This window comes from Paenirhizobium cremeum (assembly GCF_047553425.1).
Lineage (GTDB): Bacteria > Pseudomonadota > Alphaproteobacteria > Rhizobiales > Rhizobiaceae > Allorhizobium > Allorhizobium cremeum.
In genome coordinates, this window is record NZ_CP180219.1 from 143099 (window position 1) to 156421 (window position 13323).

13 protein-coding genes are annotated in these 13323 nt (G+C 62.9%); 7 read left to right on the plus strand and 6 right to left on the minus strand.

Features of this window, described 5'->3' with window-relative positions:
* The first annotated feature begins 34 nt into the window (after positions 1 to 34).
* The 3 genes from ACLBKR_RS22115 (at position 35) to pobA (ending at position 2785) form a co-directional block, all read left to right on the plus strand.
* Entirely contained in the window at positions 35 to 937 is a 903-nt protein-coding gene (locus ACLBKR_RS22115; RefSeq protein ID WP_414902086.1) for a helix-turn-helix domain-containing protein, read from the plus strand.
* A 95-nt stretch (positions 938 to 1032) separates the two neighbouring features.
* Entirely contained in the window at positions 1033 to 1596 is a 564-nt protein-coding gene (locus tag ACLBKR_RS22120; RefSeq protein WP_113425629.1) for an NIPSNAP family protein, read from the plus strand.
* Between the two features lie 22 nt (positions 1597 to 1618).
* Positions 1619 to 2785 (plus strand): 4-hydroxybenzoate 3-monooxygenase, encoded by a 1167-nt coding sequence (gene pobA, locus ACLBKR_RS22125; protein ID WP_112829794.1) that lies wholly within the window; start codon positions 1619 to 1621, stop codon positions 2783 to 2785.
* 5 nt (positions 2786 to 2790) lie between these two features.
* Here pobA and ACLBKR_RS22130 read toward each other — a convergent pair whose 3' ends face one another.
* Positions 2791 to 3552: an IclR family transcriptional regulator domain-containing protein gene (locus tag ACLBKR_RS22130; RefSeq protein ID WP_113446863.1), complete on the minus strand. Its 762-nt coding sequence runs from the start codon at positions 3550 to 3552 to the stop codon at positions 2791 to 2793.
* 146 nt (positions 3553 to 3698) lie between these two features.
* Here ACLBKR_RS22130 and ACLBKR_RS22135 point away from each other — a divergent pair, with 146 nt between their 5' ends.
* From ACLBKR_RS22135 to ACLBKR_RS22150, 4 genes are all read left to right on the plus strand, one after another.
* Entirely contained in the window at positions 3699 to 4406 is a 708-nt protein-coding gene (locus ACLBKR_RS22135; RefSeq protein ID WP_112829894.1) for a 3-oxoacid CoA-transferase subunit A, read from the plus strand.
* Positions 4403 to 5092 carry a CoA transferase subunit B gene (locus ACLBKR_RS22140; protein WP_113446862.1) on the plus strand — a complete coding sequence of 230 codons (690 nt, stop codon included), beginning with the start codon at positions 4403 to 4405 and terminating at the stop codon, positions 5090 to 5092. The genes ACLBKR_RS22135 and ACLBKR_RS22140 overlap by 4 nt, the downstream gene beginning before the upstream one ends.
* Before the next feature lie 10 nt (positions 5093 to 5102).
* Positions 5103 to 6308 (plus strand): 3-oxoadipyl-CoA thiolase, encoded by a 1206-nt coding sequence (gene pcaF, locus ACLBKR_RS22145; protein WP_113444220.1) that lies wholly within the window; start codon positions 5103 to 5105, stop codon positions 6306 to 6308.
* A gap of 154 nt (positions 6309 to 6462) precedes the next feature.
* The gene (locus tag ACLBKR_RS22150; RefSeq protein WP_113446861.1) at positions 6463 to 7257 is read left to right on the plus strand and encodes an IclR family transcriptional regulator; all 795 of its coding nucleotides are present in this window, start codon (positions 6463 to 6465) and stop codon (positions 7255 to 7257) included.
* Positions 7258 to 7323: 66 nt separating this feature from the next.
* On the opposite strand, the gene ACLBKR_RS22155 is transcribed toward ACLBKR_RS22150, so the two are convergent.
* From ACLBKR_RS22155 to ACLBKR_RS22175, 5 genes are all read right to left on the minus strand, one after another.
* Entirely contained in the window at positions 7324 to 7935 is a 612-nt protein-coding gene (locus ACLBKR_RS22155; protein WP_113446860.1) for an NIPSNAP family protein, read from the minus strand.
* A 27-nt stretch (positions 7936 to 7962) separates the two neighbouring features.
* Positions 7963 to 9681 carry an FAD-dependent oxidoreductase gene (locus ACLBKR_RS22160; protein WP_113446859.1) on the minus strand — a complete coding sequence of 573 codons (1719 nt, stop codon included), beginning with the start codon at positions 9679 to 9681 and terminating at the stop codon, positions 7963 to 7965.
* On the minus strand, positions 9671 to 11434 hold the full coding sequence (locus ACLBKR_RS22165; RefSeq protein WP_414902091.1) for an FAD-dependent oxidoreductase: 1764 nt from the start codon (positions 11432 to 11434) through the stop codon (positions 9671 to 9673). The genes ACLBKR_RS22160 and ACLBKR_RS22165 overlap by 11 nt, the downstream gene beginning before the upstream one ends.
* Before the next feature lie 158 nt (positions 11435 to 11592).
* Positions 11593 to 12408 carry a sugar phosphate isomerase/epimerase family protein gene (locus ACLBKR_RS22170; RefSeq protein WP_113425633.1) on the minus strand — a complete coding sequence of 272 codons (816 nt, stop codon included), beginning with the start codon at positions 12406 to 12408 and terminating at the stop codon, positions 11593 to 11595.
* Positions 12409 to 12415: 7 nt separating this feature from the next.
* Positions 12416 to 13207 carry a shikimate dehydrogenase gene (locus ACLBKR_RS22175; RefSeq protein WP_113444217.1) on the minus strand — a complete coding sequence of 264 codons (792 nt, stop codon included), beginning with the start codon at positions 13205 to 13207 and terminating at the stop codon, positions 12416 to 12418.
* Between the last annotated feature and the right edge of the window lie 116 nt (positions 13208 to 13323).

A 13323-nucleotide genomic window follows, 5' to 3' on the forward strand; every position in this document is an offset into this window, starting at 1 on the left:
GTTGCACAATTCGCATCAGCGATTTTCGGGAGGAATGATGGCGCAGGAAGCCTTGAGCGGGATTCCGCATTACTATCTATATGGCGATCAAGGCGCAGATGTGGAACTCGACTTCCTTCATGTGGAACCGATCCGCGACCGATCTGGCCCCAACGACTGGAGAATTCGTCCGCACGCCCATCCCGATCACATGCAGGTGCTGCTGGTGAAGAGCGGCGGCGGAACGATCCGCATGGAGGACCGCGTTCTTCCGATTACCGTGCCCGGCATCCTTGTCGTGCCGGCTGGCATCGTTCACCAGATCGACTTTGATCCCGGTACGGATGGCTTCGTTGTGACCGCCGCGCTCGGCTGCCTGAAAGCCGCATCCTCATCCGATCCGCGCCTGGCCAAGGCAGCGGAAAGGCCCGCCGTTTACCCCCTTGAGGGCACGGGCGTCAGCATTCCGGCCGTCAACGATACCTTTGAATGGCTGCATCGCGAATTCATCTGGTCGGCGCCGGGTCGGCGCACGGCGATCATGGCGCAGTACATGCGTATTCTCGTGGTCGTGCTCAGGCTGTTCGTCACGCATGACGACCCCGGCATCGCGACACCCGACCGCGACTACGACCTGCTGGTGCGCTATCGTGCGCTTCTGGAGGAACATTTCCGCAATGAGCGCTCGCTCACCTTTTATGCCGGTCGTCTCGCCGTTACCCAGGCTCGGCTGAACGCCGCCTGCAAGACGCGCGCCGGAAAGACCGCTTCGGACCTGCTCTACGAGCGCATTGTGATCGAAGCCAAGCGTTACCTCGTTTACACCGAAAGCAACGTCGCACAGGTGGCGCACATAACCGGCTTCGACGACCCGGCTTATTTCAACCGCTTCTTCACACAGCGCGTCGGCCTTTCGCCCGGGGCATTCCGCAAGCAGGCCCTTCGCCAGGAGGCCTGAACCCTTCTGCGCCGGACATCATCCAATCTTTCCGACGCTTCGTCCATTTCCCAAATCGCCTTCCTTGCGCAGTTTCCCGGGCGAGGGAGGACGACATGATCCATGAATGGCGAAGCTATCGGCTGAAGCCCGGCGCGGCTCCGGAATATCTCGCCCTTCTGGCCGACGAGGGCCTGCCGCTCGTGACGCGGCATCTGCCGCTGACAGGCTACTGGCTGGGAGAAACCGGACCGCTCAACACGATCCACCACCTCTGGAGCTACGCGGACTGGGCAGAGCGCGAGGCTTGCCGAGCCTCGCTTGCGACGGAGGAAGCCTGGATCAAGGGTTTCATCCCCCGCGCCTTCGCGCTGGTGGAAGAGCAGGAGAACCGTTTTCTGCGCCTTCTGACCTCATCGCCCGCATTCGAGACGATACTTCGAAACCGGCAAACGATAAGGGTGGCCCGGGAAGCCGGAGCCCCACTCTTCGCGTCCGCTTGCGCAGCACTCGTCTCGGGATTTGCCGTGCCCGGGGCAATCGCCGTGTGGGAAAGCCTGTCAGGCTGCTCCGGCGGCCCTTGCTCGCTCATGCCGCGCAACGCCGATCCCGTGCCCGTCGAACCCTTTCGGGGCGTGGATCACATCATCCTTCGGCCCCTTGCCTTTTCGCCACTTTAAAGAAATCCGGAAGGAGAAAAATATGCGTCATCAGGTCGTTATCATTGGTGGAGGTCCGTCCGGCTTGCTTCTGGCGCTGCTTCTTCGCCGGGCCGGCATCGACGTCGTGGTTGTAGAGCAGCGCACGCGCGACTACGTGCTGGCACGCATTCGCGCCGGCGTTCTGGAGCAGGGGCTCTGCGATCTCCTGCGCGAAGCGGGCGTGGGCAAGAGGCTCGACACCGAGGGCTTCGTCCATGAGGGCACGGTCATCGCGGCCCATGGCCGGAAGGTCCACATCGACTTCAAGACATTGACCGGCAGCACGGTGACGATCTACGGCCAGACGGAAGTAACGCGCGACCTCTACGCCGAACTGGATCGTACGGAAGCCCCGGTCTTTCACGAGGCCGAAGGTGTCGAAATCCACGGCGCCGATGGCGATGCGCCCTATGTGACCTTTACCCGGAACGGACAGGGCTATCGCATCGACTGCGACTACATCGCCGGCTGCGACGGTTTTCACGGCGTAAGCCGCCGCACCATTCCCGAAGACACCCGGCGGGAATACGAACATGTCTATCCCTTTGGCTGGCTCGGCATCCTTTCGGAAACGAAACCGCTTTATCACGAACTGGTCTATGCCGGTTCGAAACGAGGCTTTGCGCTCTGCTCCATGCGAAATGCGCATCTCAGCCGTCATTATCTGCAGGTGCCGCTGACCGACAGGCCGCAGGACTGGAGCGACGAGGCCTTCTGGGACGAACTGCGCAAGCGCCTCCCCCCGGAATTTGCGGATACGCTCGAAACCGGGCCTTCCATCGAAAAATCCATCGCACCGCTTCGCAGCTTCATATCCGAGCCGATGAGTTGGGGGCGTCTCTATCTTGCCGGAGATGCGGCCCATATCGTGCCCCCAACCGGCGCCAAGGGGCTGAACCTTGCTGCCTCGGACGTCTACTATCTATCCCGGGCGCTGATCGCCCGCTACGCTGGCGACGAAGGGCTGCTGAAGACCTATTCGGCCACTGCGCTCGCCCGCGTCTGGAAGGCCTCGCGCTTCTCCTGGTCGATGACCCGCATGCTGCATAATTTTCCCGACGAGGGAGATTTTCTGGACCGCATGCAGGAAGCGGAAATCGATTATCTCGCCGGTTCGAAGGCTGCGCAGACGGCGCTTGCCGAAAACTATGTCGGTCTGCCCTACTGACCCGGTCAGGTCAGCATGCCCGCCAGATCGGCCTGCACGGCAAGCAGGGACGACAGGTAGCGTTCCACTAGGATGTCGGCCGGTTCGGCGGTGGCAGCCAATCCCACATTGAGGGCCGCAATCGTCTTGCCGCGCATGGTCTTCAACGGCACGGCAATGGAACGCAAGCCGATCTCCACTTCCTGATCGATGAGGGCGTAGCCGCTTTCCCGTACGGCCTCCAGTTCGGCCATCAAGGCATCCACATCCGTGACCGTGCGCTGCGTTCTCGCCGGGCGCGGCGAGGCGTCCAGCACAAGCCTCGCCTCCTCCGGCGAAAGCGCAGCGAGCAGCACACGCCCCATCGACGTGCAATAGGCTGGCAACCGTGAACCGGGCATCAGGGCTATCGACATGACGCGCCGCTGGGCGGCGCGCGCCACGTAGACGATCTCACCGCCGTCGAGGATCGAGACGGAGGTGCTTTGGCCAATTTCCTCCGACAGCCGATTAAGCGTCGGTTGCACAATGCGCGGCAAAGGCATGGTCGCAAGGCATCCCGTTCCGAGCCGCAGCACGCGGGGCGTCATCGTGAAGAACTTGCCGTCGTAAGCGGCGTAGCCCAGTTCCGAAAGCGTCAGCAGGCACCGGCGTGTAGTGGCTCGATCAAGCCCCACGATTTCGGCGGCCTCCGCAATGGAAAGGCGCGGGCGCTCGGCGCTAAACGCTTCGATTACCCTGAGCCCCTTGGCAAGACCGCCCATGATGTCCCGTTCCTTGACCGTCATGGCATATCTCCATTTTGTGCGATAACCGAACAAAAATCATATAACGCACAAATCGGTTGCCGTCGAGCGGCCAACGGCCTTAATTTCAGCACCGGAAACAGCGCCGACCCTGCCCGGGCATCCGGCGCTGCATGGAGGTTTCGAACATGAACAAGACAATCGCGAGCGCGGCAGCGGCCGTCGCCGGGATCGGCGATGGCGCGACCGTGATGATCGGCGGCTTCGGCGGCTCCGGCGCACCAATCGAGCTCATTCATGCGTTGATCGACAAGGGGCCCAAGGGGCTTACCGTCATCAACAACAATGCCGGTAACGGTCGCATCGGCATCGCCGCGATGATCGACGCCGGCATGGTGAAGAAGATGATCTGCTCCTTCCCGCGCTCATCCGATCCCCGCGCCTTCACCGACGCCTATCTGGCGGGCAAGATCGAACTGGAACTCGTGCCGCAGGGCACACTTGCAGAACGCATTCGCGCAGGCGGGGCGGGAATTCCCGCCTTCTACACGCCGACCGGCTACGGCACGGAACTGGCCGAGGGCAAGGTGATTGCCGACTTCGACGGCCGCTCCTACGTTCAGGAACGCTGGCTGAAGGCCGATTTCGCCCTCATCAAGGCGCATGTCGGCGATATCCACGGCAACCTCACCTACAACAAGGCCGCCCGCAACTTTAACCCCCTGATGTGCATGGCGGCGGCAAAGACCATCGTGCAGGTTTCCAGACTTGTGCCGCTCGGCGGCATAGACCCGGAGCAGGTGGTCACGCCCGGCATTTTCGTCGACAGCGTGGTCGAGATCGCCAATCCGCAACAGGAAGAAGTTCTCATCCGGTCGGGAGCCGTTTACGCATGATCGCCGAAGCCCAAGACGACATAAAGCTTTCCAACGGCCAGATCGCCTGGCGCGCCGCGCAGGACATTCAGGATGGCGCCTATGTGAATCTCGGGATCGGCTTCCCGGAAATGGTGGCGCGTTACCAGCCGCCGGGCCGGCAGGCGATCTTCCACACCGAGAACGGCATTCTCGATTTCGGCGAGCCGCCGTCCGAGGGCGAGGAAGACTGGGATCTCATCAATGCCGGCAAGAAGGCGGTGACGCTGAAGCCGGGCGCGGCCTTCTTCCATCACGCCGACAGCTTTGCCATGGTACGCGGGGGGCATCTCGACGTAGCGATCCTCGGTGCCTATCAGGTCGCGGAAAACGGCGATCTCGCCAACTGGCGCGTCGGATCGAAGGGGGTGCCCGCTGTCGGCGGCGCCATGGATCTGGTGCATGGTGCAAAACAGGTTTTCGTCATCACCGAACACGTCACCAAGGACGGCAAGCCGAAGCTGGTGGAACGCTGCACCTTTCCCCTGACCGGCGTCGGCTGCATCACCCGGATCTATACCAGCCATGCCGTGATCGACATCGTCGATGGCCGGTTCGTGCTGCGCGAGAAGCTGCCGGGCATCAGCCTGGAAGCACTTCAGGCCATGACCGGAGCGAAGCTGCACATCGACGGCACGGTCATCGATCTCGTGGCACCGGATTTGTGAGGAATTTCCCATGACAGAAGTTTTCATCTGCGATTACATCCGCACGCCCATCGGTCGCTTCGGCGGCGCGCTTTCTTCGGTCAGGGCCGACGACCTCGGCGCAATCCCGCTTCGGGCACTCGTCGAGCGCAACCGCTCCGTGGATTGGGAAGCGGTGGACGACGTGATCTTCGGTTGCGCCAACCAGGCCGGCGAAGACAACCGTAACGTCGCCCGCATGTCGCTACTTTTGGCCGGGCTGCCAGTTTCGGTGACAGGAACAACCATCAATCGCCTCTGCGGCTCGGGGATGGACGCCGTCATCACCGCGTCGCGCGCCATCAGATCGGGCGAAGCGGAACTTATGATTGCCGGCGGGGTCGAGAGCATGAGCCGCGCGCCCTTCGTCATGCCGAAGGCGGACGCCGCTTTTTCCCGCAAGGCCGAGATCTACGACACCACCATCGGCTGGCGGTTCGTCAATCCGCAGATGAAAGCGCAATACGGCGTCGATTCCATGCCGGAGACCGGTGACAATGTCGCAATCGACTATCGCGTCTCGCGCGAGGATCAGGACGCATTTGCTGTGCGCAGCCAGGCGAAGGCCGCTGCGGCTCAGGAGAACGGCCGCCTCGAGAGGGAGATCGTTCCAGTCGTCATTCCTCAGAAGAAGGGGGAGCCATTGGCAGTGACGCGAGACGAACACCCCCGCGCCACCAGCATCGAGGCACTGGCCAAATTGAAGCCTGTGAACCGGATGGACGGCGCGACAGTGACGGCCGGCAACGCCTCAGGCGTTAACGACGGTGCGGCGGCACTGATTGTCGCCTCGGCAGCGGCGGCGAAGAAATATGGTCTCACCCCGATTGCCCGGATTGTTGGTGGCGCTACAGCCGGCGTTCCGCCGCGCATCATGGGAATCGGGCCGGCGCCGGCCTCGCAGAAGCTGCTTGCCCGTATCGGGTGGAAGGCAGCGGATCTCGATGTAATCGAACTCAACGAAGCTTTCGCCTCCCAGGGTCTTGCAACGCTTCGCACGCTTGGCATTGCCGACGACGATCCGCGCGCCAACCCGAACGGAGGCGCCATCGCGCTTGGCCACCCGCTCGGCATGTCGGGAGCGCGCATAGCCGGGACGGCGGCCCTTGAACTGTCCCTTACAAGCAAGAAGAAGGCACTCGCCACGATGTGCATCGGCGTCGGACAGGGCGTCGCCATCGCATTGGAAGCCGCCTGACATCCTTTGACGCCCTCCTCCCGGAAAAGCCGCATGCGGAAATCGCATGCGGCTTTTTCTTTGGCCGACATATTCCGGCCGATGCCGATGGAAAAACCTTGACTGGCCACCAGCGCATGCCAAAACTGGAATGGTAATCCAGATTGGAAAGCACATGAGTACTCTTGAAAAATCCCTGACCATCATCGAGCTTCTTGCGGCCAAACCCGGCGGCCTTTCCGTGTCCACCATCGCCCAGCAGGTAAACCAGCCGGCGAGCGGGGTTCACCGCACGCTCAACGAGTTGATAAGACTGGGTTATGTACGGCAAGTGCAGGACCAGGGCGACTACGCGCTGACCATGAAACTCGCCGCCCTCGGCGTGGGCTTTCTCGGCCGAACGGGTGTGGGCGACGTGGCGCAACCGATTTTGGACCGGCTGGCGCAGACCAGCGGCGAACTGATTCGCCTTTCGGTGATCGATGGCGACGACCTGATCTGGGTTGCGGTCGCACAGGGGGCAACCGGAGGCCTGCGATACGATCCCGGCCAGGAACAGGGCGTCGTCGTCCATCTTGCCTCAAGCGCCGGCGGACAGGCATGGCTCGCTTCCATGAGCGACGAAGAGGCGCTTGAACGTGTTTCCCGGCAAGGTCTCGCCAAAACGGGCAAGCCGAGCGGACCAGGTGCGCCGAGGACCATCACCGAACTTCTGGAGATTCTGGCCGAGACCCGGAAGCGCGGCTATGCCGTCTCGGTCAACAGCTACATCGTCGGCATGGCTGCCATGGCCATGCCGGTCTTGAGCAACGGCCAGGTCATCAGTTGCCTATCGATCGCCGGACCAGCGGTTCGCATGACGCCGGAGCGAATGGAAGAACTTGCACCTCATCTTGCCCGTGCGGCAGAGGAAATCGGCATTGCCGCGAGCGGATCGCGTTATTTTCCCGGCCTGCACAAGCGGGCCTGACGGTCCCGACACAAAGAAGGCCCGCATCGCCGAGGATGCGAGCCTTTCTTCTCGTTTGTCGCCGGCTCACTTCAGCGGCGAATTTGCCGTCGGAAAGGCGATGGTCGAGCGCATGTCGGTGGTCAGCCAGTCCGGTCCGCCCTTCGGCGGCCACACACCCTGCGCCACGGAGTCGGTGCGGATCTGGCCGCGTTCGTTGACGGACGAAAAAGGCCAGATATGGGTCATGCGCGGCCTGCCATCGAGGCCGTACATGCAGACGGTCAGTTTCGACAGTTCGGTGCGTGCCGGCACTGCAGCTTCCCAGGCCTTGATAGTCGGTTCGAGCCCGCCGGTTTTCAGCACGTAGGTACGGAACTCGTAGGCGGGGCCGAACGTACCGGTCTCGACCGGCGGCAAAAAGGGAAACGGCGCATAGCCCTCGAGGTCCAGCCCGGTCAGCCATTCCGCCGATCCGAAGGGGTTGCCGGCCCGCAAGGTGCGCTCGCGTTCCGCGTCATAATCGGCCGCCGTGTCGAAACCCCGTAAGACGAGGACACGATTGAGCACACCGATATCGGCATAGAAGATGCCGAGCAGCCTGCCCTTGCCTTCCGCCGCGAAGCTCTCGATTGCAGGGGCGGCTTTGGCGGCCGCCCCCATGGCGGTGGAAAGCGTGGCGATTTCATAACGTTGCATGAACTGTCCTTTCATCTGTCGCAGCCTTCACGCGGCCGCCGCAATATTCTTCAACTTGCCCGCAGCATGCTTGGCGACCCGCCAGCCGAAGACGATGGCGGGACCGAGAGTGGTACCCGGGCCGGGATAGGTGCCGCGGAAGATCGAAGCGAGATCGTTGCCGCAGGCATAGAGGCCGGGGATCGGTTCCCCGTCTTCTCCCAGCACACGGCCGAATTCGTCGCCTGCAAGCCCGGCGCTCGAGGCGAGATCTGCCGGACGAACGGCCATGGCGTAATAGGGACCGGCTCCAACCGGACCGAGGCAGGGATTGAAGCCTCCGGCCTCCCCGTCACCGTTGAAACGGTTCACCACCGTCCCGCCACGGCCGAACTCCCGGTCCACGCCGGAAGCGGCGGCCCGATTATAGGCGTCGACTGTTTCCGCGAGTGCCTTGGGATCGCAGCCGATCTTCGACGCCAGCTCGGCCAGCGATTTTGCCTCGATCACATAGCCCGCCCTGAGCATGGCCCTGAGATTGCCCGCTCCGGGGAGGATCATCCCCATGCCGTAGCGACGCATGAAGACTGCGTCACAGACGAGATGAGCGGGAATTGCTCCGCTGGCGAGCTGGCCCATGGCGAAATCGTGATAGGAATTCGCCTCATTGACGAAACGACGTCCGTTTTTATCGACGGCGAAAATGCCGGGCTTGGCACGGTCGAGAATGATATGCGGCCAGACCGCAAGCGTGCCGTCGGGGCGGCGATAGGACGAGCATGGCATCCAGAGCGCCGGGCTGTCGCCTCCGTCGTCGAAACGCGCGCCAATAGCAGTTGCCACATCGGCGCCGTCACCCGTGTTCGTTTCCGGACCGAGCGCATAATCGCGGGTGCCGGCCGGGAAGAGGCGCTCACGTATCCTGCGGTTCCAGCAGACCCCGCCCGTCGCCAGAACGACGCCCTTGCGGGCGCGGACACGACGCTCTCCAGCCGGGCCTTCCAGCACCGCGCCGATAACGCGGCCATGCTCGACGATCAGTTCCTTCACACCAGCCTCGAACAGAATCCGCACATTTTCCTTGCGCAGGCTGTGGAGCAGCCGTGCCACCAGGGCATTGCCCATCAGAAGCCGTGTCCCCCGCCGATAGCGCAGGCGGTCCAGCGCGTAGCGGCCGACGATCTCGATCGTGCTGCGCAGATTGGCGACGGAGGAGAAGGGCGACAGCAGCGCGCCGAGTTCGTTTCGCCCCACCATCATGCCGCCGAGCCCCAGGAACTCGCGGCGCGGAGGGCGCACACGGTCAAAGTCTTGAGGAGACAGGAGCCGCCCGTCGAAAGTCACGGGCGCCAGAGCGCGACCGCCATAGGCGGCTCCCGGACCATCGAGATAATCCGGGTGGGCGGCCGAGGCGACAAACTTCACATCGGTCTTGCGATCCAGTTCCTCGATCGCCGCACGGCCGGAGTCGAGAAAGGCCTCCCGCAGGCGCGCACCGCCCCGGTTCGCGACCACGGAGTCTAGGAAAGCGCGCGCGTCCTCGACCTTGTCGGGCACCCCGGCCAGTTCCGAAAGATGCGTACCCGGCACCCAGGTCGTGCCGCCCGAAGTGGAGGTCGTACCACCGACCTGCGCTGTCTTTTCGGCGAGGACGACGTCCATGCCCTCGAGCGCTGCAATGAGGGCGGCGGTCATGCCGCCCGCGCCGGCACCGCAGACGAGAAGATCCACCTCTTCGGCTATCTCCCGGTTATCGTCAGACCGCATGCTCTCTCCTCCCCTTATGCCCGTCTTGCGCCGCGTCGGCTGCAATGGTCTCGGCGGCGATAAATCCGAATGTCATGGCCGGTCCGAGCGTGATGCCACCGCTCGGATAATGCCCACCCATGATGCTGTTCATGTCGTTGCCGACGGCAAAAAGGCCCGGGATCGGCATACAGGACCCGTCAAGCACGCGAGCCTGCGCATCCGTCTCGATGCCGGCAAACGTGCCGAGACTGCCCGGCACGACCTTGACGGCATAGAAGGGAGCGCGCTCGATCGGGGCGAGGCAGGGATTCGGCTTGTGGTCCGGATCGCCCTGCACCCGCTGGTACGGCGTCGTGCCCCGGTGGTATTCCGGGTCATCACCCTTCGCCGCATGGTGATTGAAGGCTTCGACGGTCTTCACCAATGCGACTGGATCGATGTCGCAGCGTTTCGCCAGTTCGGCGATCGTCGGCGCTTCGGTCAAATATCCATTTTTCAGAAACCGGCCGATCGGAACCGGCGCGGGCTTCACCGCACCGAGACCGTAACGTCTGAGAAACCGGCGGTCGCAGATCAACCAGGACACCGTGGGTTTGCCCGGCGCAGTCGCGGCAATCATCTCGCGGACATAGTCGTGATAAGGCCCACCCTCATCCACGAAACGCCTGCCTGCGGCAGTCACCGCAATGACGCCCGGCTTGCCGCGTTCCACCAGATGCGGAAAACGTCCGATACTGCCATCCGGACGGGGAACCAGGGACACAGGCGCGTAGGCCGCGGCATGGGCAAGCGTCGTGGATACGCGTCCGCCGACGCTCTCGGCGAGCCGCAGTCCATCTCCACTGTTGCTGTCAGGGGCCGCCGATTCATGCGGGGTACCGGTTTGCACATGGGGAAGGAGATCGTGAAGACGGCGCCGATCGTGCGGAAAGCCGCCGGCAGCGAGGACGACGCCGCGCCGCGCCTTCACGCGGATCGGGGCCGCCTTCGTTTCCAGTATCGCACCCGTAACCCGGCGTCCCTCACGCATCAGCGCGCGCGCCGGTGTGCTGGACCGAAGCTCAACGCCGGCATCCACCGCAGAACGCAGCAGCCTGGCAATCAACGCATTGCCGTTGACGAGTTGCATGGCGCGCCGATGCACGACAAGATCGCGAACATGCTTGAGCACGCGCCGCGTGACATAGAAGAAAGCCTTCCGCGAACGCAGCGCCGTCAGAAACATGCGCATGTCGACGCCGGAGGCGATACCCATGCCAAAAAAAGTTGTCTCCCTGATCGGCGGCCGCAGCTTCGCCATCAGTGAACCGAGTTTTCGCCCGTCATAGGGGGCGGCGACCACCGACCGCCAGCCGGTTGCCGCGCCCGGCAGGGTTCCATGGAAATCCGGCACCCCGCTCCCCGGGCTGAAACGGACCTCCGTATTTTTCTCCAGGAAATCCAGCATCCGGGGACCGGCCTCAAGAAAGGCACCGATCATCGTTTCGTCGTAGCGATTGCCGAGAACGGCGCGCAAATAGGTCTTCGGCCCCTCGGGGTCTTCTCCGCAGCCGGCGGCGACAGCATGAGGGGCGTTCGGCACCCAAAGCCAGCCGCCGGAATAGGCACTCGTCCCTCCGAACACGTCGGCCTTTTCCACGACGATAACATCAAGGCCCGAATGCGCGGCAACGACGGCGGCCGAAAGGCCGGCCGCTCCCGACCCGATCACCAGAACGTCGCACACGACTTCGGCGGCGGCCTGTTTGCCCGTTGCATTCTCTCCGCTCATCTACCTCCTCCTCAGGAGCGCAAACAGCCGACCCCGCCGAAACGACGGAGACAAGACTTCCGGTGCTTTGGAGAAACGCGCCTCTCCTCGCCGGCGCGTACTTCCCGTTTCCTCCTCTCCTTTATACATAAATTGGAATGATATTCAATTTAATAATTTCATTCCGAATATTGAATAACGCGCCTTGCCGATGCAAGCCCTCTCTCCGCGCGCTCGCGCGGCGTCAGGCGCTTCATCAGGTCGACCGACGCCACCTCCACACTGACCGGAACATCCGCCGGCAAGGCCCGAACAAAGGACCGCAGGTCGATGCCACCGTCGCCCGGAAAGAGACGACCGCCGCGGGCAATCGAAATCAATCCGGCATCGCTCGGGTCGTAATCGCGGGGCGCATCGCATAGCTGGAAATAATGAATGCGCTCCCGCGGGATTCGCCGCAGTTCCTCGATGTCGCCTCCTGTACGATCCCAATGAAGGGCATCGGCCAGGACACCACCATTCGGCTGACCGGCGGCATCCACGATAGCGAGCGCCTCAGCAGCATTGCGCACGCCGGTCCAGGGCATAAATTCGAGGTCCGCGGTCAGTTCGTAGCGGGCGGCAAGTTCTGCAAAGGCCGCGAAGGTCTGGATCAATCGCCCGTGTTCCGTATCGTCGCCAGCGACGAGAATGTTCGCGGCCCCGAGTGCCTGCGCGCATTCGAGAAACGGCAGAAAGTCCTCAGGGCGCGTTTCCGGTTTCAGCCGGACGATTTCGACGTCTCCGACCTTGACGCCAGTATTGTCGAGCGCGGACTGCGCCTCTGCCAAAACAGCCCTGTCGGTAAGGACCGGATAGGGTCCCTCGCCGCTCGCGGCCGCAGGCAGCAAACGAAGACCGACGGTGGAGTAACCGGTTTCCGCTGCGACACGGATAGCCGCGGCGGGGGAAAGATCGGCGACCGTGAGAAATGCCAACCCGAATTGTCTCGTCATATCCGCCTCACTCCGCGCAAAGGAAATCGACCATGAGGTCGCGGACCTCGACGAACATGTCGACACCGGTGATCGCGCTGCAACCGATCCGGCGCGCCCGGGCAACGAACGGAGAGATCGCCGGCTGAGTGATGACCTCGCCGATGAACATGGACGGCGTAAGCTTGTCGCCGTCGAAAGGAAGCGGATCGCCTTCCTTCATGCCGGCGGGTGTCGCGTTGACCACCACATCGAAACCGGTCGGGTCGGCGCTTCCGGCGAAAATCCTCGCCTGGCCGAGCGACGAGAGCCTTTCGATCAAGCTGTTTCGGCGCGCAGCGTCCATTTCATGAATGGCAAGCTCCGACACCCCCGCAAGAACGAGGGCATGGGCGATGGCGCTGCCCGCGCCGCCGGCGCCGGCAAGGATGGCGCGCCGGCCTTCCAGCACGCAGCCGGCCTTCATCAGCGCGGACACATGGCCGAGACCGTCGAACATATCGCCTTCCCAGCCTTCGGCCGTGCGCCGAAGCGTGTTGACTGCCCCAAGAAAAGCGGCCCGTTCGGAGAGCCGGTCCGCCATCGAAATCGCCGCGATCTTGTGCGGGACGGTGATGATAACGCCGTCAAGATTCTGGAGGGTCTTCAGACCCGCCCAGCAAGCTGCAAGGTCCTTCGGAGCGACATGGCCGGGAACGCAAAGAGCGTTTTGTCCCCTTGCCTGCAGCATCTCGCTCACCCCCGCCGGCGATTTTACCTGCGCGATCGGATCACCAATCACAAAGCACAGGCGCGACGCCCCATCGAGTTCCAGATTCATCCTCTCCTCCAGAAAATTGAATGTAATTTCATTATTGAATACACATCCATTTATCTTCCGTCCAGAAGAGTTTAACGGAGGGGTCGACCGTTTCCGCCAGATCAAGGGAGGTCGGT